This is a genomic window from Brevundimonas sp. Bb-A, assembly GCF_009394735.1.
Classification (GTDB): domain Bacteria; phylum Pseudomonadota; class Alphaproteobacteria; order Caulobacterales; family Caulobacteraceae; genus Brevundimonas; species Brevundimonas aurantiaca.
The window spans coordinates 3,118,571-3,143,063 of sequence record NZ_CP045456.1 but is presented as its reverse complement, the minus strand read 5'-3'; the positions used below and the strand labels follow the sequence as shown (position 1 = coordinate 3,143,063).

Annotated in this window: 30 protein-coding genes; 14 read left to right on the top strand and 16 right to left on the bottom strand. The window is 68.4% G+C overall.

The genetic code is table 11. The features are described 5' to 3' along the window. Positions 1–19: 19 nt before the first annotated feature. The 5 genes from BSP_RS15505 (at position 20) to BSP_RS15485 (ending at position 3,902) form a co-directional block, all read left to right on the top strand. On the top strand, positions 20–928 hold the full coding sequence (locus BSP_RS15505; RefSeq protein WP_152950926.1) for a cytochrome c oxidase subunit 3: 909 nt from the start codon (positions 20–22) through the stop codon (positions 926–928). Further along, positions 925–1,320, top strand: coding sequence for a DUF983 domain-containing protein (locus tag BSP_RS15500; RefSeq protein WP_152950925.1), 396 nt, complete (start codon positions 925–927; stop codon positions 1,318–1,320). The genes BSP_RS15505 and BSP_RS15500 overlap by 4 nt, the downstream gene beginning before the upstream one ends. Further along, a complete protein-coding gene (locus BSP_RS15495; protein WP_152950924.1) occupies positions 1,317–2,018 on the top strand; it encodes an SURF1 family protein in 702 nt (233 codons plus the stop codon). Before BSP_RS15500 ends, BSP_RS15495 begins: the two co-directional genes overlap by 4 nt. A gap of 50 nt (positions 2,019–2,068) precedes the next feature. After that, a complete protein-coding gene (locus BSP_RS15490; RefSeq protein ID WP_152950923.1) occupies positions 2,069–3,283 on the top strand; it encodes a pitrilysin family protein in 1,215 nt (404 codons plus the stop codon). Positions 3,284–3,347: 64 nt separating this feature from the next. Then, positions 3,348–3,902, top strand: a complete 555-nt coding sequence (locus tag BSP_RS15485) for an NADPH-dependent FMN reductase (RefSeq protein WP_152950922.1) — start codon at positions 3,348–3,350, stop codon at positions 3,900–3,902. Between the two features lie 99 nt (positions 3,903–4,001). Here the strand turns inward: BSP_RS15485 and BSP_RS15480 are convergent, their stop codons facing one another. Continuing rightward, positions 4,002–4,214 carry a cold-shock protein gene (locus tag BSP_RS15480; RefSeq protein WP_008260410.1) on the bottom strand — a complete coding sequence of 71 codons (213 nt, stop codon included), beginning with the start codon at positions 4,212–4,214 and terminating at the stop codon, positions 4,002–4,004. 236 nt (positions 4,215–4,450) lie between these two features. On the opposite strand from BSP_RS15480, the gene BSP_RS15475 reads away from it, so the two are divergent. Then, positions 4,451–4,642, top strand: a complete 192-nt coding sequence (locus BSP_RS15475) for a hypothetical protein (RefSeq protein ID WP_007443424.1) — start codon at positions 4,451–4,453, stop codon at positions 4,640–4,642. Positions 4,643–4,672: 30 nt separating this feature from the next. Here BSP_RS15475 and BSP_RS15470 read toward each other — a convergent pair whose 3' ends face one another. Both BSP_RS15470 and BSP_RS15465 read right to left on the bottom strand, forming a co-directional pair. Further along, positions 4,673–5,854 (bottom strand): DUF1501 domain-containing protein, encoded by a 1,182-nt coding sequence (locus BSP_RS15470; RefSeq protein WP_152950921.1) that lies wholly within the window; start codon positions 5,852–5,854, stop codon positions 4,673–4,675. Next, positions 5,851–7,248, bottom strand: coding sequence for a DUF1800 family protein (locus tag BSP_RS15465; RefSeq protein ID WP_152950920.1), 1,398 nt, complete (start codon positions 7,246–7,248; stop codon positions 5,851–5,853). The genes BSP_RS15470 and BSP_RS15465 overlap by 4 nt, the downstream gene beginning before the upstream one ends. A gap of 112 nt (positions 7,249–7,360) precedes the next feature. Between BSP_RS15465 and BSP_RS15460 the strand changes: the two genes are divergently transcribed. Further along, entirely contained in the window at positions 7,361–7,963 is a 603-nt protein-coding gene (locus BSP_RS15460) for a GNAT family N-acetyltransferase (protein WP_152950919.1), read from the top strand. A gap of 13 nt (positions 7,964–7,976) precedes the next feature. After that, positions 7,977–9,644 carry a bifunctional diguanylate cyclase/phosphodiesterase gene (locus BSP_RS15455; RefSeq protein ID WP_152950918.1) on the top strand — a complete coding sequence of 556 codons (1,668 nt, stop codon included), beginning with the start codon at positions 7,977–7,979 and terminating at the stop codon, positions 9,642–9,644. Between the two features lie 4 nt (positions 9,645–9,648). Here BSP_RS15455 and BSP_RS15450 read toward each other — a convergent pair whose 3' ends face one another. Then, complete coding sequence (locus tag BSP_RS15450) at positions 9,649–10,002, bottom strand: VOC family protein (protein WP_054766588.1); 354 nt, start codon at positions 10,000–10,002, stop codon at positions 9,649–9,651. 155 nt (positions 10,003–10,157) lie between these two features. Here BSP_RS15450 and BSP_RS15445 point away from each other — a divergent pair, with 155 nt between their 5' ends. From BSP_RS15445 to BSP_RS15435, 3 genes are all read left to right on the top strand, one after another. Continuing rightward, a complete protein-coding gene (locus BSP_RS15445; protein ID WP_054766587.1) occupies positions 10,158–10,679 on the top strand; it encodes a TetR/AcrR family transcriptional regulator in 522 nt (173 codons plus the stop codon). 19 nt (positions 10,680–10,698) lie between these two features. Continuing rightward, the gene (locus BSP_RS15440) at positions 10,699–12,390 is read left to right on the top strand and encodes a bifunctional protein-serine/threonine kinase/phosphatase (protein WP_152950917.1); all 1,692 of its coding nucleotides are present in this window, start codon (positions 10,699–10,701) and stop codon (positions 12,388–12,390) included. 396 nt (positions 12,391–12,786) lie between these two features. Then, the gene (locus tag BSP_RS15435; protein ID WP_054766585.1) at positions 12,787–13,239 is read left to right on the top strand and encodes a MarR family winged helix-turn-helix transcriptional regulator; all 453 of its coding nucleotides are present in this window, start codon (positions 12,787–12,789) and stop codon (positions 13,237–13,239) included. A gap of 7 nt (positions 13,240–13,246) precedes the next feature. On the opposite strand, the gene BSP_RS15430 is transcribed toward BSP_RS15435, so the two are convergent. Further along, a complete protein-coding gene (locus tag BSP_RS15430; RefSeq protein ID WP_152950915.1) occupies positions 13,247–13,816 on the bottom strand; it encodes a YqgE/AlgH family protein in 570 nt (189 codons plus the stop codon). 114 nt (positions 13,817–13,930) lie between these two features. On the opposite strand from BSP_RS15430, the gene BSP_RS15425 reads away from it, so the two are divergent. Together BSP_RS15425 and BSP_RS15420 are read left to right on the top strand one after the other, a co-directional pair. Then, positions 13,931–14,416: a peroxiredoxin gene (locus tag BSP_RS15425; protein WP_054766584.1), complete on the top strand. Its 486-nt coding sequence runs from the start codon at positions 13,931–13,933 to the stop codon at positions 14,414–14,416. Positions 14,417–14,467: 51 nt separating this feature from the next. After that, positions 14,468–14,908, top strand: coding sequence for a very short patch repair endonuclease (locus BSP_RS15420; RefSeq protein WP_054766583.1), 441 nt, complete (start codon positions 14,468–14,470; stop codon positions 14,906–14,908). On the opposite strand, the gene BSP_RS15415 is transcribed toward BSP_RS15420, so the two are convergent. The 5 genes from BSP_RS15415 to BSP_RS15395 all read right to left on the bottom strand — a co-directional run bounded on the left by BSP_RS15415 (position 14,875) and on the right by BSP_RS15395 (position 19,568). Continuing rightward, a complete protein-coding gene (locus BSP_RS15415; RefSeq protein WP_152950914.1) occupies positions 14,875–16,794 on the bottom strand; it encodes an ATP-binding protein in 1,920 nt (639 codons plus the stop codon). The two genes, BSP_RS15420 and BSP_RS15415, sit on opposite strands and share 34 nt — an antisense overlap. A gap of 72 nt (positions 16,795–16,866) precedes the next feature. Further along, positions 16,867–17,913, bottom strand: a complete 1,047-nt coding sequence (locus BSP_RS15410) for a quinone-dependent dihydroorotate dehydrogenase (RefSeq protein ID WP_152950913.1) — start codon at positions 17,911–17,913, stop codon at positions 16,867–16,869. Next, a complete protein-coding gene (locus BSP_RS15405) occupies positions 17,910–18,251 on the bottom strand; it encodes a DUF952 domain-containing protein (protein ID WP_152950912.1) in 342 nt (113 codons plus the stop codon). The genes BSP_RS15410 and BSP_RS15405 overlap by 4 nt, the downstream gene beginning before the upstream one ends. After that, positions 18,248–18,754, bottom strand: a complete 507-nt coding sequence (locus tag BSP_RS15400; protein WP_054766579.1) for a histidine phosphatase family protein — start codon at positions 18,752–18,754, stop codon at positions 18,248–18,250. The genes BSP_RS15405 and BSP_RS15400 overlap by 4 nt, the downstream gene beginning before the upstream one ends. 70 nt (positions 18,755–18,824) lie before the next feature. Further along, entirely contained in the window at positions 18,825–19,568 is a 744-nt protein-coding gene (locus BSP_RS15395) for a class I SAM-dependent methyltransferase (protein ID WP_152950911.1), read from the bottom strand. 45 nt (positions 19,569–19,613) lie between these two features. Here BSP_RS15395 and gloB point away from each other — a divergent pair, with 45 nt between their 5' ends. Further along, the gene (gene gloB / locus BSP_RS15390; RefSeq protein WP_152950910.1) at positions 19,614–20,342 is read left to right on the top strand and encodes a hydroxyacylglutathione hydrolase; all 729 of its coding nucleotides are present in this window, start codon (positions 19,614–19,616) and stop codon (positions 20,340–20,342) included. On the opposite strand, the gene BSP_RS15385 is transcribed toward gloB, so the two are convergent. The 6 genes from BSP_RS15385 to BSP_RS15360 all read right to left on the bottom strand — a co-directional run bounded on the left by BSP_RS15385 (position 20,332) and on the right by BSP_RS15360 (position 24,440). Then, positions 20,332–21,102 (bottom strand): DUF4908 domain-containing protein, encoded by a 771-nt coding sequence (locus BSP_RS15385; RefSeq protein WP_054766576.1) that lies wholly within the window; start codon positions 21,100–21,102, stop codon positions 20,332–20,334. The genes gloB and BSP_RS15385 overlap by 11 nt on opposite strands. 48 nt (positions 21,103–21,150) lie before the next feature. Then, complete coding sequence (gene phbB / locus BSP_RS15380; RefSeq protein ID WP_054766575.1) at positions 21,151–21,876, bottom strand: acetoacetyl-CoA reductase; 726 nt, start codon at positions 21,874–21,876, stop codon at positions 21,151–21,153. Between the two features lie 121 nt (positions 21,877–21,997). After that, a complete protein-coding gene (locus BSP_RS15375) occupies positions 21,998–23,059 on the bottom strand; it encodes an NAD(P)-dependent alcohol dehydrogenase (RefSeq protein WP_152950909.1) in 1,062 nt (353 codons plus the stop codon). A 69-nt stretch (positions 23,060–23,128) separates the two neighbouring features. Continuing rightward, positions 23,129–23,878, bottom strand: a complete 750-nt coding sequence (locus BSP_RS15370; protein ID WP_152950908.1) for a DUF72 domain-containing protein — start codon at positions 23,876–23,878, stop codon at positions 23,129–23,131. Continuing rightward, a complete protein-coding gene (locus tag BSP_RS15365) occupies positions 23,875–24,195 on the bottom strand; it encodes a type II toxin-antitoxin system RelE/ParE family toxin (protein ID WP_152950907.1) in 321 nt (106 codons plus the stop codon). The genes BSP_RS15370 and BSP_RS15365 overlap by 4 nt, the downstream gene beginning before the upstream one ends. Then, entirely contained in the window at positions 24,195–24,440 is a 246-nt protein-coding gene (locus BSP_RS15360; RefSeq protein ID WP_054766571.1) for a type II toxin-antitoxin system ParD family antitoxin, read from the bottom strand. Before BSP_RS15360 ends, BSP_RS15365 begins: the two co-directional genes overlap by 1 nt. Positions 24,441–24,493 lie beyond the last annotated feature (53 nt).

Sequence of the window (24,493 nt, the reverse complement as noted above, 5' to 3'; positions counted from 1 at the left end):
CAAGATAGAGATGAAACGCATGGCCGACGCGCACGCCGCTCCGCATCACGACTATCACCTCGTGCCGCCCAGTCCGTGGCCGCTGGTGTCCTCGATCGCCGCGACGATCATGTTCATCGGCGCCGTCATCTGGATGAAGGGGCTGGCCCCGGCCGAAAACGGTCCGATCGCCGCCAACTTCCTGGCCGAGGGCAAGCCGGGCGTCTTCTTCGCCGGTCTGGCGGGGGTGCTGGTGTCGATGTTCGGCTGGTGGTCGGACGTGATCAAGGAATCCAAGGGCGGGGACCATACGCCGGTCGTTTCGATCGGCCTGCGCTACGGCATGATCCTGTTCATCGCGTCGGAGGTGATGTTCTTCGTCGCCTTCTTCTGGATGTTCTTCGACATGGCGCTGTTCCACGAATCGCGCGCCCTGACGCCGGAAGTCGGCGCCTGGGCCGACACCGCCAAGGCCTGGTCCACCTGGCCGCCCAAGGGGGTCGAGGTTCTGTCGCCGTGGCAGCTGCCGCTGCTGAACACCGTGACCCTGCTGCTGAGCGGCTGCACCGTGACCTGGGCCCACCATGCGATCCAGGTCGGCGACCGCAGCGGCGCCAAGCTGGCCCTGGTCCTCACGGTGATCCTGGGCGTCTTCTTCACCTGCGTTCAGGCCTACGAATACAACCACATCCTGCACGAGCACCTGTTCTTCAACGAGGAAGCGGTCAACTCGGGCCTTTATGGTTCGATCTTCTTCATGGCGACGGGCTTCCACGGCTTCCACGTCCTGGTGGGGACCATCTTCCTGACCGTCTGCCTGATCCGTCTGCTGGGCGGCGACTTCACCCCGCAGAAGCATTTCGGCTTCGAGGCGGCGGCCTGGTACTGGCATTTCGTGGACGTGGTCTGGCTGTTCCTGTTCGCCTTCGTCTACGTCGTCTTCGGTTGATCCCGGACACCACGGACAAGATCCCGGCGGCGGGGGGCGAGCCATCGTCTCCCGCCGTCGCCGTTTCCGCCGTGCGGGCGGGGCTGAAAGGGCGCTGCCCGCGCTGTGGTCAGGGGCGGCTGTTTGCGGGCTTTCTGAAGGTGCGGCCGGGATGCGACACCTGCGGCCTCGACTTTTCGACCATCCAGACCGGCGACGGCCCGGCCAGCTTCATCATGCAGATCGCCGGCTTCGCGGTCGGCTTCTCGGCCCTGGTCGTTGAGATCAAATACCATCCGCCGATGTGGCTGCATCTGGTCGTCTGGCTGCCGCTGGTGGTCGTCCTGTCGCTGGCCCTGATGCGGCCGGGGCGTGGGCTGATGATCGGTCTGCAATACAGGAATCAGACGTGAGGCGGTTTCCTTGGATACTGACGCTGGCGACGGCTGCGGCCCTGGTCCTGCTGATCGGCCTGGGTCTGTGGCAGGTCGAGCGGCTGAAGTGGAAGGAAGGGCTGATCGCGGCGGCCGAGGCGGCGGCGGCCAAGCCGCCTGAGCCCCTGGATCAGGTGCTGGCGGACGGCGACCTGGAGTTCAGGAAGGCGCTGATCGTCTGTCCGGGTCTGGCGACCGCCCCCTATGTCGAGCTTCAGTCCATCCATGAGGGCCAGGCGGGGGTGCGGCTGATCTCGGCGTGCAAACCGGCGGGAGCGGCTTTCAGCCTGCTGATCGACCGGGGCTTCGTCGCCGACGGGGTCTCGGCCCGTCCGCGCGTGATCGAGACCAGCCTGCCCCTGGTGCTGATCGGCGAGTTCCGCCGCTTCGATCCGCCGGGCGGGCTGACGCCGGCCCCGGCGAACGGGCGCTTCTATGCGCGCGACACCGCCGCCATGGCCCAGGCTCTGAAGGTTCAGGGGTCGGTGCGGCCCGAGGCGGTGTTCGCCGTGACCCAGACCAATCCCGAGTTTGCGGCCCTGACGCCCTCCGCCCCGCCCGCGGCCTTTTCCAACAATCATTTCGGCTACGCCCTGACCTGGTTCGGACTGGCGGTCGCGCTCCTGGGCTTCTATGTCGCCTTGCTCCGACGTCGGAATAAGAAGGACATCTCCTGACCGCTTCCCTGCACACCCTGTCCAACGGCGTCCGCGTCATCTGCGATCCTATGCCCGGCCTGAAGACCCTCGCCGTCGTCGTCACCGTCAAGGGCGGGGCGCGGTGGGAGCCCGAGGATCGCTCCGGCTGGTCGCACCTGCTGGAGCATCTGGTGTTCAAGGGCGCCGGCGACATGGCCGCCCGCGAGATCGTCGAACGGATCGAGGCCGAGGGCGGCACGATCAACGCCTCGACCGGCTATGAGCGGACCAGCTTCGAGGTGCGGGGGCTGGACGGGTCGCTGCCGCTGGCCATGCAGGTGCTGTCGGACCTGGTGTTCCGCCCCACGCTCGACCCGGCCGAGATCGAGCGCGAAAAGGACGTGGTGGCCCAGGAGATCGCCGAGGCCTTCGACACGCCCGACGACCATGTGTTCGAAATGGCCCAGACGCGAGCCTTCGCCGGCCAGCCGCTGGGGCGGCCGATCCTGGGCTCGGTCGACAGCCTGAAACCGGCGGACAGGGCGGCGGTCGAGGCCTGGCGCGCGCGGCTCTATTCGCCCGACCGGATGGTGGTGTCGGTGTCGGGCGCGGTGGAGGAGGGCGAGCTGCTGGCCCTGGCCGAGCGCTGGTTCGGCGAGGCGGTAGCGACCCCTGTCGAGGCGCCGGCGCCGGCCTTGTTCGTCGGCGGCCATGCGGCCCTGACGCGCAAGATCGAACAGGCCAATCTGGTGTTCCAGCTGCCGGCCCTGTCGGCGACCGATCCGGCCCTGTCGGCCATGCGGCTGTTTGGCGAAATCCTGGGCGGGGGCATGGCCTCGCGCCTGTTCCAGAGCGCGCGCGAGGAGCGGGGCCTGGCCTACGCCATCGACGCCTATCAGGAGCCCTATGAGGACGCCGGGGTGCTGGGCATCTACGCTGGGGCGGCGGCGGACCGGGCGAAAGAGCTGGCCCAGGTGGCGGCGGGCGAGGTGCGGGCCCTGGCCGAGACCGGGCCGACCGAAAAGGAGCTGTCGCGCGCCAAGGCGGTGATGAAGGCCGGTCTGTGGATGTCGGACGAAAACCCGATGAGCCGGGCCGGCCGCAACGCCGCCCAGACCCTGATCTTCGGCGCGCCCCGCTCCAGCCTGTCCATGACCGAACAGCTGGAAGCGCAGACGGTGGCGGACGTGCGGGCGGCGGGAGCACGTCTGTTGGAGGGACGACAGGCGGCCAGCGCCGTCCTGGGACCGAAATCGGCGGCGCCGGCGGGCGAGGCCTTCGCGGCGGCGCTGTTCAGGGCCTAAGGGGAACATCCTGCGTCGTCATCGGTTATGCTGACGCTTGACCCTCACAATCCGGAGCCGCCCCATGTCCGTCCGCGTCGCCTTGATCGTCGGCAGCCTGCGCAAAGGCTCCTATTCGCGCGCCGTCGGGCTGGAGATGAAGGCCATGGCCGCGCCCGAGCTGGAGGTGGAGCCGGTCGAGATCGGCGATCTGCCGCTGTATAATCCCGATCTGGAGACGGAGACGCCGCCGGCCGCCTGGACCCGGTTCCGGGCGGATATGGCGGCGGTTCAGGCGGTGCTGTTCGTGACGCCGGAATATAATCGCTCGATCCCTGGGGCGCTGAAGAACGCCCTGGACGTCGGCTCGCGCCCCTATGGCGACAGCATCTGGGCGGGCAAGCCGGCCGCCATCGTCAGCGTCTCGCCCGGCGCCATCGGGGCCTTCGGCGCCAACCACCACCTGCGCCAGCCCCTGGTCTTTCTGAACATGCCGACCATGCAGCAGCCCGAAGCCTATGTGGGCAATGTCGCCGGCCTGCTGAACGAGGAGGATGGGAGGCTGAAGAACGAGGGGACGCGGGAGTTCCTGAAAGGGTTCCTCGACGCGTTCGCGGGGTGGATCGAGAAGACCAAATAGTCTCGCCCGGATGACGGCGTTTAAAGAGGGCGGACGCCCCAATTGAAAACGGCGGCTCCTTTCGGAGCCGCCGTCGCCATATCAGCTGTGAAGCTGAAATCAGCCGATGGTTTGCAGCTGGCCAGCGGATTCCTTGCCCGAACGCTTGTCGCGTTCCAGCTCGTAGGAAACCTTCTGGTTTTCATCCAGGCCGCGCAGGCCCGCGCCTTCGACGGCCGAGATGTGGACGAAGACGTCCTTGCCGCCGTCGTCGGGTTGGATGAAGCCGTAACCCTTGGTCGGGTTGAACCATTTGACAGTGCCGGTAGCCATTTTGAGACCTCCGTTAGAAGTTGACCGAGGGAACGTCCCTGCGGCCTGTCGGGTCTGAATGGGATCGGCCTGGACTCATGCGTTCGCAAGGAGAGTGGGCGTTACGCAGAGAGATCGACGAGGCTTATTAGCGCAGGCTTTTCCGACAAAAGCAAGGCGGGGCGAATTATGGCGTCTGAGCGGCGGAACAGCTGCGCTTCCAAGGCGTTGTTACGGCTCACGAAAGGTCTTCCGTCATGAATCGCACCCATGTGGTCGAGCGCGCCTATCAGCTTGCCCGCACCCCCGAATGTCTGAACACCGGCGATGTGGTCAAGGCCCTGTCGGCCGAGGGCTATTCCAGCGCCGACATTTCGCACTTCCAGGGCAGTTCGATCCGGGCGGACCTGAACCGCATCTGCAAGCAGACGACGCCCGAAGCGGCCTGACAGAAGCGGCCTGACAGAAGCGGCCTGACATCAGGCCAGGCCGTCGACCGCCGGCGCCTCGGCGGCGCTGTCGGGAAAGACGTGCGTGTCCAGCTGGGCGCGGTCCACGCCCAGGTGATCGCGCAGCACGCCCTTGAACACGGCGCGCACGTCCAGGGTGGGCGCCAGGTCGCGCCCCTCGAACAGACGGTTGTCGGCCAGGCCGGGCCAGTCGCCGATCAGGCCGCCCGGTCGAACGGCGCCGCCCGCCAGGATCAGCGAAGACGCCGTGCCGTGATCGGTGCCCCCCGTGCCGTTGGCGCGGGCGGTGCGGCCGAATTCGGTGGCCACCGCCACGACCGTGCGCCGCCAGTCCTCGCCCAGCCCGTTCTCCAGCCCGGCGATCAGCCGGTCCAGGCCGGTGAGCCGGGTCTGGAGCTGCGCCCTCTGGCCGGCGTGGGTGTCCCATCCGTCCAGCGACAGGGCGACGACGTTCGCCCCCTCGGTTCCGGCCATCAGCCGCGCCACCGCCTGACCCAGGGCCTGGGCGTCGTTGCGACCCACGCGCCCGCCGTCGCCGTCGAGGGCCGCGCGTTCCTCGGTCGCCAGGCCGCGCGCCAGGCTTTGCCCCAGCAGCGGATCCTCGACATAGAGGTCTTGCAGCAGGCCGGCGATCCGGTCGTCCTCATGCACTCGTCCCCCCGGCGCCCAGCCGGAGACGGGCGCCTCGCCGCGCAGGATCAGGGGCGTCTGAGCGCCGATCGACAGGCCTTTCAGCCTCTGGCCGCCCGCTGCGACGATGGCGCGGTTCAGCCAGCCGTCGTCCTGACGGCGCAGGGCTTCGCCGCCGTTCTCCAGAACGTCCTGGGCGTCGAAATGCGACCGGACCCGCACGGGCAGGGCCACGGCGGGGGCGAACCTCATCTGGCCGCGGCCATGGAGGGCGTGCAGGGTCGAGAGGGCGGGGTGGAGGCCGAAGCCGTCGCTCAGCGCTAAAGCCCCGTCCGCCGATCCCGGCAGGGCCACCGCCAGGCCGCCGCGCAGGGCCGCATAGTTCGGGTCGGCGTAGGGGACGGTGACGGACAGTCCGTCCATGGCGCCCCGGGCGATGATCACGATCAGTTTGTTCTCGGGCGTCCTGGCCTGGGCCGCCGTTCGGCCGGCGAAGGCCAGGCTGAGGCCGGCGGCGGAACCGGCAAGAAAGGCGCGGCGGTGGAGGGGCGAGAGGGTCATCGGCGCTGGAACTCCGGCGACATCAGAAGAAGGGTCAGGGCCTCGGGCCGACTCTCGGCCCGGGCGACGGCCGAGCGGGTGCGCTCGCCCATTCGGCGGCCCAGGGCGGAGAGGGCGACGGCGTTCACATCGGTGACGACGGCGGCGCCGGCGGTGGTCCGCGCCCAGTTCAACCGCTTGACCAAGGCGTCGGGCCCGGCCCAGTCGGCGGCCGTGTCGGGCCAGCCCTCGGGTGACGGCGGCGCGAAGGGCGGCTGGCCCATGGCGATCAGCGCCTGTCGCAGAAGCGCGGGGCGTCGGGGGCCTTCATCCAGAGCCCGTCCGGCCGAGACGACGAACTCATAGGGCGTCTTGATCTTGGCGGCCTGGGGCGTCCAGGTCTCGGGCGCTTCGATCAGGGCGCGGGCGACCTCAGCCAGATCGCCTTGAGATCCGGTCCAGGCGGCCTCGAGCCGAGCGACCAGGGCCGGGGGCGGATCGTCGGCGACGAAATGGGCCGCGATCCGCCGCGACAGCCGCTTGGCCGTGGCCGGATGGCGCGCCAGATCCCGCAATATGGCCTCGCCCTGTCGGCGGCCGGTCTGGGCGTAGGTCCGGCCCATGACCGTTCGGACGCCGGGTTCGTGAATCTCGGGGCGGAAGACGAAGCCGCCGCCGTCCGCCCTTTGCCGATCCTGCTGGCGGGGGATCGACCATCCCGTCAGGGCGCGGGCCAATTCGGTGACGTCGGCCTGATCATAGCCGCCGTCGGCGCCGACCGTGTGCAGCTCCAGCATTTCGCGGGCCAGATTCTCGTTCAGCCCCAGCCTGCGGCGCGCGCCGGCTCGGCTGTCCGGTCCGGCCGACCGCGCCTGATCAAGGTACAGAAGCATGGCCGGATGCTGTTCGGCGGCGAGGACCAGATCCTCGAACCGGCCGAAGACATGGGGGCGAATGGCTTCGCGCTCATAGGTGTCGACGAAGGCGCCGGCGGTGAATTTGGCGGCCGAGACGGTCAGGGCGTTGGCCCAGAACAGGGCCCAGCGCTCGGCGAACCCCTGGTCGGTCTCCAGGCCCAGCCGAACGCGATCCAGAAAGCCGCGGGCCGTGTCCTCGGTTATGGCGCGCCGCGCCGCCTGCCGGGCCTGACGCGCGGCCTCGGCCGTCGGATCGGGCGCGCCGCCGGGCGCCGCCGCCTCGCGCCGGCCGGTCCCGCTGGCCTGATAGGCCAGGAAGGCCTCCATCCGTTCAGCGGTCGAGACGGCGGCGCCGGAGGGTTGGGGCGCACCTTCGGCCCGGATCTGACCCAGCGCCCAGCCTCTGGGATCGGCGGCGACGCGGTCGATCTCGCCGGGACGCGCGCCCAGGCCCAGCCGGGTCACGGCGACGGCGGCCTCGAAGGCGGATGCGGCCATGGGTGGTCTCCTTGCCGGCTTTGTCCGTTCAACGGCTCCAAGGCGGAATCTCCGTCGCCGGAAGCCTGCGGCCGGGTTTCACCCCTCGCGTTCATGCTTTACGCTGGAGGCGATGGCGCTGCTGGACTGGATGAGCGATGTGGCCGGGCCGGTTGTCCGGGGCGAGGGCGTGCTGCTGCGCCCCCCGCGCGCTGCGGACTATGGGGCGTGGTCGCGGTTGCGCGACGGGTCGCGCGACTATCTCCAGCCGTGGGAGCCGGCCTGGCCCGAGGACGATCTGAGCAAGGGCGCCTTTCGACGCCGGCTGTCCATCTATGCGCGGGAAATGGAGCTGGGAAACGCCTGGCCCTTCTTCATCTTCATCGAGGACGGCAAGACCCTGGTCGGAGCCGTGACCCTGTCGAACGTGCGGCGCGGCGTGGCCGAGACGGGCACCCTGGGCTATTGGATCGGTCAGCCCTTCGCTGGGCGCGGCCATGGAACGGCGGCGGTGCGCGCCGTGGTCGCCTACAGTTTCGAGCGGCTTAAACTGCACCGTTTGGAGGCCGCCTGCCTGCCCAGCAACCACGGATCGCGTCGCGTTCTTGAGAAATCGGGTTTTCGGCACGAGGGTCTGGCCCGCGCTTATTTGAAAATTAACGGCGATTGGGCAGATCATCTGCTGTTCGGCCTCGTGGAGGACGAGTTTGATCGCGGCGACCGGGGGTCGTCTTGAGGGAACGACAGCTGTGAACGCGCGACCCCGCTCGCTGGCCTGGGACGCCACCGCCGCCATCGAGGCCCTGGCGGCGGCCGATACGGCCCTGTGGGTCTGGACTCCGGCCGAGGATCAGCTGCGTTTCACCGGTGCGACCCGCGCCCTGGGGCTGGGGCCCCTGGCGCCGGAATGTTCGGGCGCCGGCTTTGTCGCCTCGACCCTGCCGCAGGATCGGTCGCTGGCCGAGAAGATGCTGAAGCCGCAGGAGGAGGGCGCCGAAATCGCGGTGCGCCTGCGGATGCGCGGCGCCGAGACCTGCCTGTGGCGCGGGGTCTGGCTTGAGGACGGCCTTCGCGCCGCCGGCGTCGTCGCGCTGGAGGCCAAGTTCACCGGTTCGGACCGCGACACCCTGACCGGCCTTCTGGACCGTCGCGCCTTCATCGCCCGCGTCGGCGAGGTGCTGACCCAGGCGGGCGAATATGAATTGGTCGTCGGCGACGTGGACCGTCTGCGTCGTCTGAACGAGGCCCTGGGCCATGAGCGGACGGATCTGGTGCTGTCGGCCCTGGGGTCGCGCTTGGCCGCCGCCTTCCCCAAGGACGCCGCCGCGGCGCGGATCGGCGAGGACGAGTTCGCCATCATCGTGCCCAAGACCGCCTCTCACACCAGCTATCGGGTGCGCGAGGCGCTGGAACAGCCGCTGCGGGTCGCGGGTTTCGACATCTATCCCACCGTCTCGATCGGCGCCGTCATCGTCGAGGGCGGGCCGGATGCGCCCGACGCCTCAGAACTGCTGCGCCGGGTCGAGCTGGCGGTGGAATCGGCCAAGGCGGCCGGGCGGGGCGGGTCGGCCGCCTATGGGCGCGCCCTGGAAAGCGATTCCCTGAGCCGACTGGCGCTGGAGGCGGATCTGAGAAACGCCTTCGTGCGCGGCGAGATCACCCCCTTCTTCCAGCCGATCGTGAACCTGAAGACCGGCGCCGTGGCGGGCTTTGAGGCCCTGGCGCGCTGGCGTCATCCCCGGCGGGGCCTGGTGCCGCCGGACGAGTTCCTGGGCCTGACGGCCGACCTGGGGATGATGAACGACCTGGGTCTGCTGATGATGACCCAGTCGGCGCGGCAACTGGCGGAGTGGATTCAGCGCCATCCCCTGGCCGGAAAGCTGTTTTGCAGCGTCAACCTGTCGGTCGGCGAGATCGAACGGCCGCATCTGTGCGAGGACGTGGCGCGGGTGATCAAGGAGGCGGGCCTGCCCCGCGGCGCCCTGAAGCTGGAGGTGACCGAGGGCGACATCATGCGCGACACCGCCCGCGCCGCCGAGGTTCTTCAGTCACTGAAGGACGTGGGGGCGTCGCTGGCGCTGGATGATTTCGGCACCGGCTTCTCGTCGCTGTCGTACCTGGCGCGCCTGCCGTTCGATACGCTGAAGATCGACCGCTATTTCGTCCTGACGATGAACAAGGACGAGGGCTCGGCCAAGATCGTCAAGTCGGTCGTCAACCTGGGCCGCGACCTGTCGCTGGAGGTCGTCGCCGAAGGGGTCGAGAACGCCGAACTGGCCGCCCTGCTGCTGGAAGCCCAGTGCCACTACGGCCAGGGCTTCGGCTATGCCCCGGCGCTGCCTGCCCAGGAAGCCGAGGTCTATCTGGCCGAAAGCCTGGCCGACGGCACGGCGCCGCTGAAGCAGCGGTCGGCCTAGGGCGTCAGTCCGGTTCTCGACCCACGCGAATGAGCGCGCCGTTGGGGTCGCTGACGGCGAACTCGTACATGCCCCACGGCTTCATTTCCGGCCCGACGCCGATGATGAGCTCACGCACCTTTTCGGCGGCGGCGTCCACATCCTCGACATAGAGGTAGAGGCCAAGGGCGTTGTCCTCGATCCTGGCGGGCCAGCCGGGCGTGAGGTTCAGGTGAAGACGTCCTCCACGTCCATCTTCCATCAGGCGATAATCGCCATAGTCGCTGACGACCGTGAAGCCGAGGCGGCGATAGAAGGCTTCGCTGACGTCCATGTCGCGTGCGGGCACGATGGCGACGACGTGATGTTGTGCGGTCATTGGCGGCTCCGATTAAGGGTCGATGATGCCGTGTGTCCGATCCTCGCGAAACCCGCGCGGCCAGCTATTCGGCCGTTTCCGGACAGTCGGCCCATCTTGTCCGGAAACCCTGGAAAGCCCTGACTGCTGCGCCTCGGGTCGTCTAGGTTGTCTGCATGATCGAGGACGAGACACAGGGGGGGGACGGGCGCCGCAAGAACACGCGGCAGGCGATTACCGACGCCCTGATCCGCCTGATGTCTGATCGGCGGTACGCCGCCATCCGAACGACGGATCTGATCCAGGCCGCCGGCGTCGGGCGGTCGACCTTCTATGAGCATTTTCCCAGCAAGACGGCAGTGCTTGAAGCCGTCGTGGAGCCGATCCTCGCGCCCTTGGCGCTGGCCGGCGCAGGACGGGGCAATACCGCGCGCTTGCGTATTATGTTGGATCACCTTTGGGAAAGGCGCGCGCTCGTTCGTCACCTCTTCGAGCCCCCATTGTCGGCGCGGCTTCAGCGCAGACTGGCCGCGATGATAGAAGGGTTTGCCGAATCGCGTGTCGCTGAGGGGGTTCCGGCGTCGCTTGCCGCCAGAGGTGCAGCGGCCCGCCAACTCGTTATGTTGCACACATGGCTGGTCGGCGAAGTTTCTTGCGGTTCAGACGCCCTCGCCAAGGCCCTTGTCGGCGTTCGTTGAACGGGGAACAGTGAGACCCATGACCGACGCCAGACTGGAAATCGCCGCCGGTTTCGCCACCGCGCAAGGGCCGAAGGCGGACAATCAGGATTTCGGCGGGGTGCATCTGGGCACGGCGGCCGAGCAGCGCGAGCATGGGGTCGTGGCCGTCATCGCCGACGGGGTGTCGGGATCGAAGGCTGGGCGGATGGCGGCCGAGCTGACGACGCGCAGCTTTATCGACGGCTATCTGGATCAGAACCCGCTGAACGGCATCGCCGCCAACGGGATCAAGGCGCTGAGGGGCTTCAACCGCTGGCTCCATGCGCGGGGCAAGATCGATCCGGCCATGGAGGCGGCGGCGACCACCTTCACCGCCCTGATCCTACGGGGACGTGAGGCGGTGGCGCTTCATGTGGGGGACAGTCGGGCCTGGCATTTCCGCGACGGGGTGCTGACCCGGCTGACCGAGGATCACACCCGGGCCCAGCAGGGGCTGAGCCATGTGCTGTACCGCGCCGTCGGCATCGAGGCGGACGTGAAGCTGGACGTGCGCCATGTGGAGCTGCAGCCGCACGACCGGTTGATGCTGACCACGGACGGGGTGCACGGGGTGCTGGACGAGGCCGCCCTGGCGCGGCTGCTGGCACGGCGTGGATCGCCCGACGCCGACGCCCAGGCCATTCTGGACGAGGTCGCCGAGGCGGGGGCGCGCGACAACGCCACCGTCCTGATCCTCGACGTCATTCGGGTCGGGGCGCCCGACTGGGAGGCGATCACCGCCGAGGCCGAGGGCCTGGCCATCCTGCCGCCGCCGAAACAGGGCGAGGCGGTGGACGGGTTTCATCTGGAGCGGCTGGTCGCCGACGGCCGCTATACGCGGCTGTTCCTGGCGCGGTCTGGCGAAGAACGGGTGGTGCTGAAGTTTCCAAAGCCGGCGGCGGTGTCGGAACGGGGGGCGAGGACGGCCTTCCTGCGCGAAGCCTTCATCGGCCGGCGGATCGACAGCCCCTTCGTCGGCAAGGTGCTGACGCCGGATGCGGGGCGCCAGAGCCGGCTCTATATCGTCCAGCCCTTCTATCAGGGCCAGACCCTGCATGCCCGCCTGGCCGAGGAGGGGCCGTTCGAGATCGCCGAGGGGATCGGCGTGGCCCTGAAGCTGGCGCGGGGGGTGGCGGCCCTGCATCGGGCCGGGGTGATCCACCGCGACATCAAGCCGGACAATGTGATCCTGGAGGCGAACGGCGGGCTGAAGCTGGTCGATCTGGGCGTGGCCCGGCTGAAGCGGGCCGAGGAGTTCGCCGAGGCCGAGGCGCCGGGCACGGCCGGTTTCAAGGCGCCCGAAATGTACGACGGCGAAAGCGGGAGCGCCGCCACCGACCAGTTCGCTTTGGGGGTGACCCTGTACCGGCTGTTCACCGGCGCCTATCCCTGGGGCGAGGTGGATCCGTCGGACGCGCCGCGCTTCGACCGCGCTCCGACCCCGCCCGGGCGACGCCGACCGGACATGCCCGCCTGGCTGGAGGCCGCCGTCCTGCGCGCCGTCGCCGTCGATCCGGACGAACGGTTCGAGGACATCGAGGAACTGATCCACGTGCTGGAGACCGGCAGCGCGGCGGCCGCCCCGGCCCCCCGCCCCCTGTCGCTGATTGAGCGCGATCCGGTGCGGTTCTGGCAGGGGGCTTGTCTGGTTTTGGTTCTGCTGCTGCTGATTTCGCTGGCGACACGCTAGGGGGGAATGCGCCCGGTGTCATTGTGGTGCGCGCAAGTATTCAGCGTCGCAAAATATGCATTCTTACTTAGGTAACTGTGGTGGAGATGTAAACGCTGTCGCCTTAATCGTGGAGCAGGACGGTTGCATGGCTAAGGCGTCTCAGCGAGATTATATCTCAATTTTCAACTCGAAGGAGACATAGTCTTGCGTGTATCCGCGCCCCAGACTAGGGGATTGGAAAATGCTTAGTGATTGACGGCGGCCTTTCCGTCAGCCTGTTCAGCGTGGTCCTTACGTATGCAAGATGCCATTGTCGAGAGTAAATTGGAACAGTTGAGTATCGGGGCGTCAGACGGAGAGAATGTGAGCCAAAGGTCCTTGACGCAACTGTTGATCAGCCAAAAGACGGCACTAGTGGCGCGCCGTTTTACAGCGCGCGCCGCCCGTCTCTTCAAATCCGCCGGCTATACGAACGCCCAAAGAGCTCCTCTTCGCGTCCTGAAGACCGCGCCCGACGGCATGACCCAGGCGGAGCTCGCCGCCAGTCTTCAAATCTCGGAACCGACCCTGTCGCGTCGCGTCGCGCGTCTGCTGGCCGACGGGCTGATTTCCAAACAGCGTCGACCCGGCGACGGCCGGGCCAATACGATCAAGCTGGAGCCTCGGGGCTATCAGGCGCTTGAACAGTCCGAAGCCATGGCGGCGCGGGATCGCGACATCCTGTTCCAGGGCCTCTCTCAGGAAGAGCTGGACATCGCCTTGAAGGTCTTGAGCCTGCTGGCCGCGCGCATCGCCGCACCTCTGAACGGCGCGCTGAACGAGGATGCGCAACCGGACGAGGAGGAGGACGCGGACGGGGACGCCTGATCGGCGATCAGGCCCGCCCGCCCTGGGCTGACAGCCGGCCGGCGTCCACGCCCATGCGCGCCAGGGCGCGGGTCCATTTGGTCTGGTGATCGCTATCGAAGATCAGGTCCAGGTCCGCTTCCGTGGTCAGCCAGACGTTATCGGCCAGTTCGTCTTCCAACTGCCCCTCGCCCCAGCCGGCGTAGCCGAGCAGCAAGGTGGCGTGGCGCGGTCCCATGACCGTATCCGTCATCGCCGCCAGGGCCTCGCGCGTCCCCGTCATGGCCAGGCCGTCGCCGAAGGGCAGGGTGTCGTCCCCCACGCTCCAGTCGTCGGTGTGCAGGACGAAGCCGCGTTCGCGCTCGACCGGCCCGCCCATCAGAACCGGACGGCCTACGGACTGTTCCGGCGCGGGCGCGTCCAGCTTGTCCAGCACCGCCTTCAGATCGATTCCCTGGGCGGGCCGGTCCAGCCTCAGACCCATGGCGTGGTCCGGCCCATGGGCGCAGATCAGAATTACGGCGTGTTCGAACCGGGGATCGCCGATGCCGGGCATGGCGACCAGAAGACGGCCCGTCAGGGAGGAGGCGTCGGTCATGGTTTCCATAATCGGGGCTGAATGGGCCCGGCGCAAGCGCGCCGAGCTTGTCTTGGCGGCGTCGGCCGCTATCTGTCGCAGGCGCACCCAAGCCAACCCGCGCGGAGAGATTTCATGACCATCCAGATCGGCGACCGCATTCCCGAGGCGACCTTCGCCCAGGCCACGGCGGAAGGCCCCAAGCCCGTCAACACCGCCGACGTCTTCGCCGGCAAGACCGTGGCGCTGTTCGCCGTCCCCGGCGCCTTCACCCCCACCTGCTCGGCCCGTCACCTGCCGGGCTTCAAGGACAATCTGGACGCCTTCAAGGGCAAGGGCGTCGACGTCGTCGCCTGCCTCTCCGTCAACGACGCCTTTGTGATGAAGGCCTGGGCCGAGAGCCAGGGCGTGGAAGACGGCTCGATCGTCATGCTGGCGGACGGCAACGGCGAACTGACCCGCGCGCTCGGCCTGGTGCTCGACGGCTCGGGCTTCGGCCTGGGCGAGCGGTCGCAACGCTATTCGATGCTGGTCAAGGACGGCGTCGTGACCGAGCTGAACGTCGAACAGGGCGGCGAGTTCAAGGTCTCCTCGGCCGAGCATCTGCTGGCCCAACTCTGATCGGGATCGGGCCGCGCCGACGCCTCGCATTTTGAGCGCGGCCCAACACGCATGACGACGGACGTCTTCAGCCCCGAGAAGCGCAGCGCGGTGATGCGCCGCGTCAAGGGGCGGGACACCTCGCCCGAACTGGCCGTGCGCAGGGTGCTGCGCGCGGCCGGGATCGGCTATCGGCTAGGCGGCCAGGGGCTGGCGGGACGGCCGGATCTGACAATGAAAGGGCGGCGGGTCGCCGTCTTCGTCCACGGCTGCTTCTGGCACGGCCATGACTGTCCGCGAGGATCGCGCAAGCCCAAGGCCAACGCCGACTACTGGGGCGGCAAGATCGCCCGCAACCGCGCCAGAGACGCGCGATCGGCCGAGACCCTGACGGCCGACGGCTGGCGGGTGGTGATCGTATGGGAGTGTGACCTGCGCACACCCGATTTCGCCGCTCGGCTGGTCGCCGAGATCAAGGGTCAGGCCGCGTCGACGTCTGAGGTCGAAGGCTGAGGCGTTGCAGCGCCTGCGTCCTGGGCCGCGTCGTCCAACACATGCTGTAGCGCTGCGAACAGGGCCGGCGGCGTCAGGGGCTTGGAGACGAAATAGGCCATGCCGGCGGCTTGGCAGGCGGCGATGTCTTCCGGCGCGGAATCCGCCGTCACGGCCACAACGGGTGTTCGGGCGTTCGGACCGTCGCCGGCGCGCAGCCGGCGGGTGGTCTCGCGCCCATCAAGCTCGGGCATGCGCACGTCCATGAAGATGACGTCGAAGACGACTTCGGCGCAGCGTTGCAAGGCGATCACCCCGTCGGAGGCGGTGACGATGTCGCAGCCCAGGGGCTCGAGGATCAGCTGAACCGCGCGACGGTTGATGTCGTGGTCATCGACCACCAGCAGCTTCAACGGACGGTCGGCCTCTTCGGGCGGAGGCGGCGCGGCCGGCGTCTCGACGGGCGGCGTCTCGGCGGCCGGCGCTGGGACGTCTTCGGCAGGGGGCGCAATAGGCGGAGCGGCAAGGGGCAGGGCCAGCGCGTCGGGGCGGGCCGTCAGCCCCCGGGCCGCTGGAGCCGTTCGCTCCGTCGCCCGGCCGGCCGGCAGGAACAGAGACACGGTGAAGCGCGCGCCCTGGCCGGGGGCGCTGCGCGCCGTCAGCCGTCCCCCCATCAACTCGGTCAGATCCCGGCTGATGGACAGGCCCAGGCCCGAGCCGCCGAACTGTGCGCCGACGCCTTCGGCCGTCTGATCGAAGGGGTTGAAGAGGCGCTCCATCTGCTCGGCGGTCAGGCCCGGACCCGTATCGGCGACTTCGAACAGAAGGGCATAGCCGGACGGCTCTTCCGGCCAGGCCTCAAGGCGCAGGGTGATCTGTCCCTCGGCGGTGAACTTGACCGCATTGGACATCAGATTGTTCAGCACCTGACGGATCCGCATGGGATCGCCTTTGACGTCGCGCGGCATCTGGGCGGCGCCCTCGACCCGCAAGGTCAGGCCCTTGGCCTCGATCGGTCCGCGCCACAGACGCAGGGTCTGGGCCAGCATGGCGCGCAGATCGAAATCCACCACCTCGACCTTCATCCGGCCGGCGCCGATGCGGGTGTGGTCCAAAAGATCGTCCAGCAGGGCCTTCATCATGAGGCCCGCGTCGGTGATCAGGGCGGTGTTGGCGCGAGAAGCGGCGTCGGCCGCCTGAAGCTCGGCCGCGCCGGTCAGGATGGCGCCGATCGGGGTGCGCAGATCATGGCCGATCGCCGCCAGGAAGGCGGTATGGGCCGCCAGATTCTGTTCGGCCTGCCGCCGCAGCCGATCCGCCTCGTCGCGCGCCCGCTGGCGCTTTTCGGCCGTCTCGCTGATGATTTGCCAACTGAGCACGGTGAAGATGACGAACATCACCACGGCCGCAGAGGCGGTCATGATGACCGAGACGCCGGCCCCGAAATGGGCGGCGAAGAACGGCGTGGACAGCAGATACAGCATCGGCGGCGAAAGGGTCGCAGCCAGAAGCATCTTGGATCGGGGCGCGTTGATCATCGAAAACAGCATCTGCGCCGGCAGCATCAGGGCCGCGCACAGGCCGCCCATTGCGCCGCCCATCAGCCACATGGGAATGGACAGGCCGCCGAAGGTCGCGGCGCTGATCAGGATCGCGGCGCAGGTCGGGATTTTCCGTAGGCGAGCGTCGGGCGCGCGTGAAGCCATGCGCAGGACCGCCCATTCCACCGTCTGGGCCAGGCCGTAGATCAGCAGCCAGAGCAGCGAGAGCCGCCAACCCAGCATCGGCGTCACGACCAGGGCGGTCGCCGCCGCCGTCGCCAGCCGTTGCGCCGCCTGTTTGGCGCGGAAGCGAGACGCCACAGTCCAGCCACTCACAGCCGTTGGGACCATGTTCGTCTGTTGCATTCCGCTTCCCATCGGCGCGAACGGTCTTCGTTCGTCGGGCCACAGGATGCGCAGATCGAAACTAACGCTCCGTCAACGGCCCGATCCCACGGCGGCGGAAACGGTGGAAAACCCGTCGGCGCGCAGGCGGGCGGCCAGGTCGCGCTTGATCGCGCCGACCAATCCCGGTCCCTGATAGATCAGGGCGGAATAGATCTGCACCGCCGAGGCCCCCAGGCGAAGGCGAGCATAGGCTTCGGCCCCGCTGTCGATCCCGCCGACGGCGATCAGCGGCAGACGGCCTTGCGCCGCCTCGGCCGCCGCCCGCAGCGCCCTTTCGGCGAAGGGACGCAAGGGAAGACCCGACAGGCCGCCGCTCTCTCCGGTCTGGGGCGAGCTTAGGGTTTCGGGGCGTTCCAGGGTGGTGTTGGAGACGATCAGCCCGTCGATCCGATGGGCCAGGGCGGCCTCGACGATCATGCCGATCTCGCCTGCGACCAGGTCCGGCGCGATCTTCAGAAAGACCGGCGCGCGGTCGGACCGGGCCGTCGGCCGGGCCGCCTCGATCCGACCCAGCAGATCGTCCAGCTGGTCCCGCCCCTGCAAGGCGCGCAGGCCGGGCGTATTGGGCGAGGAGATATTGACCGTGAAATAGGCGGCCCGGCCCGCGAGGCGCTGAAGCCCGGCGACATAGTCGGCCGCCTTGTCCTCCGTATCCTTGTTGGCGCCCAGATTGGCGCCGACGACGACGCCCTGGGGGCGTCGCTCAAGCCGGGCGGCGAAGGCGTCCAGCCCGGCGTTGTTGAAGCCCATGCGATTGATGATCGCCTGGTCTTCCTGCAGTCGGAACAGCCGCGGCCGGGGATTGCCGGGCTGGGGCCGTGGCGTGACCGAGCCGCATTCCACAAAGCCGAAGCCAAGCCGCGACAGGCCGCCCAGCGCCTCCCCGTTCTTGTCCAATCCCGCCGCCAGGCCGATCGGATTGGGCAGGTCGAGGCCGGCGATTGTCGTGTGCAGGATCGGATCATCGACCGGGGCGGCGGGCAGGGGCGCCAGGGCCAGACCCTGGATCGCCAGCCGGTGCGCGGTTTCCGGGTCCAGACGGCGCAGGCCGGCCGCCAAGCCGTCGAACAGGTTCATGCCGCATCCTCGAACCGCATGGCCCCGTCCTCGGCTACGGCGAAGGGGCGGCTGGCGGTGACGGCGGCGACGGGCAGGGGGGCGTAGAGATGGGGAAACAGGGCGCCGCCGCGCGACGGCTCCCACACCAGGGCTTCGTCGAGCAGCGCCAGATCGATCGTCAGCAGCATCAGATCGGCCTGACCAGCGTAGTGGCGGCGCGCGGTCTCGACCAGTTGATCGGCCGTCGACATATGGATGTAGCCGTCGGCCAGATCGACGACGGAGCCTTCGTAGCGACCCTCCGCCACTGCGCGGCGCCAGTCGTCCGAGGTCAGGATCTTGTAGGCGACGGTCATGCCGCCCCGCCCAGGGTGCGCGGGGTCAGAAAGCCTTCGTAGGTGCAGCGCCCGGCCGCATCGACGGTGAACAGGGCCGCCGCCCCGGTCGGAAAACCCCCGGCCAGGCGATCGAGAATGGCGGGCGAGGCCGCGCTTTCCGACAGATAGTCGCCGGCCAGCGCATGGACCCCCGGATTGTGGGCCAGAACCAGCAGACAGCCGGCCTCTTCCTCGCTGGCCTCGACGAAGCCGCGCAGGACGTCGGCGGGGGCGTTGTACAGGCGCGGCTCGTCGCGCACCTCCACATCGCCGAAGGCGTCATGCATCTGCTCCCAGGTCTGGCGGGTGCGGACCGCCGAGGATACCAGGGCCAGATCGGGCTTCAGCCCGCGCTCAGCCAGGGCCCGCCCCATCAGCAGGGCTTCGTTGCGTCCGACGGCGGACAGGGGGCGGGCTTCATCGCCGCCGGACGGGCTGTTCGGCTCGGCCTGGGCGTGCCGCATGAGGATCAGTCGATGCATGGGGCTTCGCCATAAGGCCGTTCGCAGGCGGCGACCAGATGGAACGACGTCAACTCCCCGTCAGAAGCGATCAGCCGAGCGGCCCGTCGTGCGAGACGGAGGCGGCAGGCTGAGGCGCAAGCGCCGCCTTGGCCGGGACGCGCTGGGCCTTGCCGCTGGGGCGGATGCGGGCGTAGGCCTGACGCGACGCCTCCAGCAGGATCAGACCGGCCGCGCCCGGCGCGATCCGACGGCCGACCTGTTCGAAACCGTCGGCCAGGGGCAGCAGGGGCGACCAGGGCGGAACATAGAGGGTCTGAGACCAGGCCGTCGGCTCCAGCCCCGCCTCGCGGACCAGCCGTTCCAACTGGCCCCGCGTGAACGGTCGGCCGTGGCCGAAGGGGGTGTTTTCGGCGCGGGACCACAGCCCGCCCCGCGCGGCGGCCGCCAGGATGATGCGGCCGGTCGGCGCCAGGGCGCGCACCGCCTCCAGCAGCAGGGCCGTCGGGTCGTCGGCCTCTTCCAGGGCGTGGACCAGCAGGATGCGGTCAAAGGCGCCGGCGGCGAAAGGCAGGCGGCGGTCATCGACCAGCAGGCTGCGGTTGCGGCCGACGCTGGGCCAGTGTTCGACCCCCTGGCCGCCGGGCATGGCCGCCACGACCCGTCGCGCCCCGACGAAGGCGTCCAGCCAGGGGGTGGCGTAGCCCAGGCCCAGAACGTCGCAGCCTGTCGCCTCGCCCCAGGCGTCCTCCAGCCGACGCGCCAGCAGTCGACGAGCCAGGGCGCCGGTCGGCTCGCCGTAGAAGGTTCGAAGCTCGTCGATGCTGCGCCGCATGTCGCCACCATAGGCCGCCGGGGTCCGTCCTGCTAGAACGTCGCCATGACCCTGGACGTTCATCTGTTCCCGTGCCGCAGCGACAACTACGGCTTTCTGATCCGCGATCGGGCGACGGGAACCGTCGCGGCGGTCGATACGCCGGACGCGGCGCGCATCCTGCAAGAGCTGGACGGCCTGGGCTGGGGGCGGCTGGACCTGATCCTGAACACCCACTGGCATCCCGATCACACAGAAGGCAACGAAAGGCTGAAGGCCGAGACGGGCTGCGAGATCGTGGGGCCGCAGGAGGTGGCGCGCGTGGCGCCGCTGGACCGCGTCGTCGGCGATGGGGACACGGTCGCGGTGGGCGAGACCCGGTTTGAGGTCACGGCCACGCCGGGCCACACCCTGGGCCACGTCGCCTATCGGTCGGTGGAGGCGGGGGCGGCCTTCGTCGGCGACACCCTGTTCGCCCTGGGTTGCGGCCGCCTGTTCGAGGGGACGCCCGAACAGATGTGGGCCAGCCTTCAGACCCTGGCGGCCTGGCCGCCGGAGACGGTGATCTGGTGCGCCCATGAATATACGGCCGCCAATGCGCGCTTCACCCTGAGCCTGGACCCCCGGCCCGAGACGGCCGCCCACGCCGAGGCGATCTTTGAGGCGCGGGCGCGGGGCGAGGCGACCGTGCCCACGACCCTCGAGACGGAACTGCGGTTCAACCCCTTCCTGCGGGCGGGTGACGCAGAGCAGTTCGCCGCGCGTCGGGCGGCCAAGGACGGCTTCAGCGGCTGAGGACGTCGTCCGCCACCAGGCGCACGATCCGCGCCGAGGACGGGCGGCCCGCGACGCCGGCGCGCGGCTCGATCACGATCCGCAGGGTGCCGCGGCTGAAGGCGGTCTGGCTGGTGCGCCCCTGATCGACGATTTCGATCCGCCGGATGCGGTTGGCTTCGGACCGAAGATTGGGCGAGCGGGCCATGCGGACGATGGCGTCCACGGCGGTGGACAGGGCGTCGGCGGCCACCGCCTCCGATCCCGGCTGGATATCGACATCGACCACGACCAGGCGCCCCAGAGCCCGGCTGGCGCGGTCGCTCTGGCGGACGATGTAGTTCCACAGCTGAACGGCGGTCAGGCCCGGCGCCAGAAGGGGCGCGGCCTCGCCGTTGCGCGACACCGGCGATCCTTGCGGCGCGGCGGTGGTGTAGAGGGTCATGCCGCCGTCGGGCGTGACGCGCAGAATCTGATCGCCGTTGTCGTTGCGATAGATGATGTCGCCGCGCGGCGCGGCGGTCGGACGCAGCACCCAGATCTCGGTCGACTGCTCGAACCGCATCAGGGGCCGGGCGCCCGTCACATCCAGCACGAAGGCCTGACCCGTGCCGGAGACGTAGCGGGCTGACGGGGGCAGGTTGCGGCGCGACTGGGCGTGGCAGTCGGCCGGCAGGACGGCCGGGGCGGCGACGGACAGGCCAAGGGCGACGACGGCGGCAAGCGCCGTCGCAGTCCCGCGCGGCGATTTTTTCGCCCAGGCCGATCCCGTCAACATCATGAGACTATGGATGAAACCGTCACGCGGCGGATTTTGGGCGAAGCCCGTTCACCCGACCAGGTATTGGCCGCCGTTCAGCGACAGGGTGCAGCCTGTGACATATCCAGCACGCTCGCCCACCAGCCAGGACACCATGTCGGCGATCTCCTCGCCCTTGCCCAGGCGGCCGACGGGAATCTGCGACACGATCGATTCCAGAACCTTGGGGTCCATGGCGCCGACCATTTCGGTGTCGATATAGCCGGGGGCGATGCAGTTGACGGTCACGCCCTTCCTGGCGTTTTCCAGCGCCAGGGCCTTGGTGAAGCCGATCATTCCGGCCTTGGCGGCGGAATAGTTGGTCTGGCCGATCTGACCTTTCTGACCGTTGATCGAGGAGATGTTGACGATCCGGCCGTGGCCCCGGTCGCGCATGCCGTTGATGACCTGGCGCGTCATGTTGAAGACGCTGTCCATATTCACCCGGATCACGTCGGACCACTGGTCGTGGCTCATCTTGTGGAAGAAGCCGTCGCGGGTGATGCCGGCGTTGTTGACCAGGATGTCGATCGGACCCAGTTCGGCCTCGACCTCGCTGACAGCGCGGGCGCAGTCCTCGAAACTGCCGACATTGCCCTTGACCACCATGACGCCCAGGGCGCGGGCGGTGGCCTGGGCCGCCTCGTCATTGCCGGAATAGCCGGCGGCCACCCTTATGCCGTCCTCGCTGAGGCGTTGAACGATCGCCTTGCCTATGCCCCGGGTTCCGCCGGTCACCAATGCTACGCGCGCCATCCGTCCGTCCTTGTTTCCTCGCGTCCGTCTGTTGCGGACTGTCGCTCAAGGTGTAGCCGCGCAGGGGTTGCGGATCAAAGGCCGATTTCCCCTGCGGCGCCTTTACGCCTGTTCAGGCGCGTCAGGCCGCCATCTTCGCCATGTCGATGACGAACCGATAGCGGACGTCGGACTTCAGCATCCGCTCATAGGCGTCATTGATCTGGTCCGGGGCGATGGTCTCGATGTCGCAGACGATGCCGTGTTCGGCGCAGAAGTTCAGCATCTCCTGGGTCTCGGCCATGCCGCCGATCAGAGAGCCGGCGATCCGCCGCCGACGCCACAGCAGGGGCACGGCGAACACCGGCAGGCCCTCGGTGGTCAGCCCCAGCATGACCATGGTCCCGTCGCGGGCCAGAAGCTGGGTGTGGGCGGCGATCTCGTGGGTCGCCGAGACGGTGTTGATGATGAGGTCGAAGCTTTCGGCCGCCGCCTTCATCGCCGCCTTGTCGCTGCTGATCAGGAAATGTTTGGCGCCCATCCGCTCCGCATCGGCCTTCTTGCGGTCGGAGGTGGACAGGACGGTGACCTCTGCGCCCATGGCGGCGGCCAGCTTGACCGCCATATGGCCCAGTCCGCCCAGGCCGATGACCGCCACCTTGGAGCCCGGTCCGACCTTCCATTCCTTCAGCGGCGAATAGGTCGTCACGCCGGCGCACAGCAGGGGGGCGGCGACGTCCAGCGGCAGGCTGTCGGGAATGGTGACGACGAAGTGCTGATCCACCGTGATATGGTCGGAATAGCCGCCCTGGGTGATGGTCTCGGCCGTGCCGCCCTTCCTGTCCTTGGCCCCATAGGTGCCCGTGAAACCAGGCACGCAATATTGCTCAAGCCCCTCGCGGCAGGATGAACATTCGCGGCAGCTGTCGACCATGCAGCCGACGCCGACGCGGTCGCCTTCCTTGAAACGGACGACGTTGGAGCCGACGGCCTTGACCACGCCGGCGATCTCGTGGCCCGGCACCAGGGGATAGGAGGCGGGTCCGGTCTCGCTGCGGGCCATGTGCAGGTCCGAATGGCAGATGCCGCAGTATTTGATGTCGATCAGCACATCGTCCGGGCCGGGATCGCGCCGCTCGAAGCTGTAGGGGACCAGGGGCTTGTCGGCGGCGGTCGCGGCGAAGGCGCGGGTGGCGATCGGCATGGGGAGTCCTTCAGGCTTCGGGGCGTGGCTGACAGATGCGCACCGCAGGCGCCGCCCGCAAGGCCAGCCCTATTTGAGCTGGGCGATCAGAGCCATGGCCGCCGCCGGATTGCGCGCCTTGGCCCCCGAGATGAAATAGGCGAAGACCTCGCCGCGCTCGGCCCAGGCGCGGACCTGGTCGGCGACGCCGGACAGTTCGTCGGCGGTCATGCCGGTCGGTTCGTCTTCGCGGCTGGACATCAGCCGGGCATAGGAGAAGTCGGCGGTGGGCTCGTCGATCTGGGGCCAGGTCGGCTCTTCGTCATCGACGGCGTAGACGATGGCGACGCCGTATTTGCGGGCCAGGTCATAGAACTGTTCGGTGGCGAAGGTCGGATTGCGGACCTCCAGGGCGTGGCGCAGGCGGACCCCGTCCTTCTCGGGCGGCAGCAGCTTCAAGAAACCCTCGAAGTCCTCTGGATCGAACTTCTTGGTCCCCATGAACTGCCAGTTGATCGGCCCCAGCCTGTCGCCCAGTTCGGTCAGCCCCTGCGACAGGAATCGGTCGAAGCTCTCGCCGCCTTCGGACAGGACCTTGCGATTGGTGCAATAGCGGCTGGCCTTGACCGAGAAGACGAAGCCGTCCGGCGTCTCGTCGCGCCACTTGCGCCAGGAGTCGGGCTTGAAGGTGGAATAGTAGGTGCCGTTGATCTCGATCGAGGTCAGTTTCGAGGCGGCGTATTCCAGTTCGCGCTTTTGAACCAGGCCCTCTGGATAGAAGACCCCGCGCCAGGGCTCATAGGTCCAGCCGCCTATGCCGATGTGGATGGGATGGGTCATGGTTCGCTCCCTTCGTCGTTCGATCCGACCTCAGAGCCATCGGATTGCCAATCCTCAAGCGCGTGCCGAATGCGTCGGATAAACACATCCGCATCGTCGATCCGATAGAGGACGGCATGGCTCTTGTAGAACATCACGTGAGCGTCCGCGCTTAACTCGGGCCGAGCGGCTCCGAGCCGGGGGAAGTCCGTAAGCAAATCCAGTTTTGCGAACAGGCCCTCGATATAGTCATCGGCCTGACGGCTCCTAAACAGTTCCAGACCTTGCAAATAGACCTGCTGCAAGTCCGCCCGCGCCTCGCGGCTCAGGCGAAGCATTAGGAGGCGCGGCGCAACTGGGCGCGCAGTTCCTCAATCACTTCACGCGGAGACTGATCGGAAACGCCAGAGGCGTCGGCCTCTGCGATCAGCCTTTGCCAATGGGCGATCTTTTCCGCCTTGACCTGCTCTCGGCGGATAAGGTCGCGGATGACGTCGGAGGCGTTGGCGTAGCGGCCCGATTGGGCCTGTTCCTCGACCCAGGCCTTCATCGGGTCGGGCAGGGAGATGTTCATCGTAGCCATGGGCGGTCCTTCCCTATCGCGGCAGAGGATGGACCTTTGGCAAACTTTGTCAA

Coding starts and splice junctions, on each gene's coding strand:
- BSP_RS15505 (WP_152950926.1), top strand. CDS start 20: ATGGCCGACGCGCACGCCGCTCCGCATCACGACTATCACCTCGTGCCG.
- BSP_RS15490 (WP_152950923.1), top strand. CDS start 2,069: ATGCCCGGCCTGAAGACCCTCGCCGTCGTCGTCACCGTCAAGGGCGGG.
- BSP_RS15485 (WP_152950922.1), top strand. CDS start 3,348: ATGTCCGTCCGCGTCGCCTTGATCGTCGGCAGCCTGCGCAAAGGCTCC.
- BSP_RS15480 (WP_008260410.1), bottom strand. CDS start 4,214: ATGGCTACCGGCACTGTCAAATGGTTCAACCCGACCAAGGGTTACGGC.
- BSP_RS15475 (WP_007443424.1), top strand. CDS start 4,451: ATGAATCGCACCCATGTGGTCGAGCGCGCCTATCAGCTTGCCCGCACC.
- BSP_RS15470 (WP_152950921.1), bottom strand. CDS start 5,854: ATGACCCTCTCGCCCCTCCACCGCCGCGCCTTTCTTGCCGGTTCCGCC.
- BSP_RS15465 (WP_152950920.1), bottom strand. CDS start 7,248: ATGGCCGCATCCGCCTTCGAGGCCGCCGTCGCCGTGACCCGGCTGGGC.
- BSP_RS15460 (WP_152950919.1), top strand. CDS start 7,361: ATGGCGCTGCTGGACTGGATGAGCGATGTGGCCGGGCCGGTTGTCCGG.
- BSP_RS15450 (WP_054766588.1), bottom strand. CDS start 10,002: ATGACCGCACAACATCACGTCGTCGCCATCGTGCCCGCACGCGACATG.
- BSP_RS15445 (WP_054766587.1), top strand. CDS start 10,158: ATGATCGAGGACGAGACACAGGGGGGGGACGGGCGCCGCAAGAACACG.
- BSP_RS15440 (WP_152950917.1), top strand. CDS start 10,699: ATGACCGACGCCAGACTGGAAATCGCCGCCGGTTTCGCCACCGCGCAA.
- BSP_RS15430 (WP_152950915.1), bottom strand. CDS start 13,816: ATGACCGACGCCTCCTCCCTGACGGGCCGTCTTCTGGTCGCCATGCCC.
- BSP_RS15425 (WP_054766584.1), top strand. CDS start 13,931: ATGACCATCCAGATCGGCGACCGCATTCCCGAGGCGACCTTCGCCCAG.
- BSP_RS15420 (WP_054766583.1), top strand. CDS start 14,468: ATGACGACGGACGTCTTCAGCCCCGAGAAGCGCAGCGCGGTGATGCGC.
- BSP_RS15415 (WP_152950914.1), bottom strand. CDS start 16,794: ATGCAACAGACGAACATGGTCCCAACGGCTGTGAGTGGCTGGACTGTG.
- BSP_RS15410 (WP_152950913.1), bottom strand. CDS start 17,913: ATGAACCTGTTCGACGGCTTGGCGGCCGGCCTGCGCCGTCTGGACCCG.
- BSP_RS15405 (WP_152950912.1), bottom strand. CDS start 18,251: ATGACCGTCGCCTACAAGATCCTGACCTCGGACGACTGGCGCCGCGCA.
- BSP_RS15400 (WP_054766579.1), bottom strand. CDS start 18,754: ATGCATCGACTGATCCTCATGCGGCACGCCCAGGCCGAGCCGAACAGC.
- BSP_RS15395 (WP_152950911.1), bottom strand. CDS start 19,568: ATGCGGCGCAGCATCGACGAGCTTCGAACCTTCTACGGCGAGCCGACC.
- gloB (WP_152950910.1), top strand. CDS start 19,614: ATGACCCTGGACGTTCATCTGTTCCCGTGCCGCAGCGACAACTACGGC.
- BSP_RS15385 (WP_054766576.1), bottom strand. CDS start 21,102: ATGATGTTGACGGGATCGGCCTGGGCGAAAAAATCGCCGCGCGGGACT.
- phbB (WP_054766575.1), bottom strand. CDS start 21,876: ATGGCGCGCGTAGCATTGGTGACCGGCGGAACCCGGGGCATAGGCAAG.
- BSP_RS15375 (WP_152950909.1), bottom strand. CDS start 23,059: ATGCCGATCGCCACCCGCGCCTTCGCCGCGACCGCCGCCGACAAGCCC.
- BSP_RS15370 (WP_152950908.1), bottom strand. CDS start 23,878: ATGACCCATCCCATCCACATCGGCATAGGCGGCTGGACCTATGAGCCC.
- BSP_RS15365 (WP_152950907.1), bottom strand. CDS start 24,195: ATGCTTCGCCTGAGCCGCGAGGCGCGGGCGGACTTGCAGCAGGTCTAT.
- BSP_RS15360 (WP_054766571.1), bottom strand. CDS start 24,440: ATGGCTACGATGAACATCTCCCTGCCCGACCCGATGAAGGCCTGGGTC.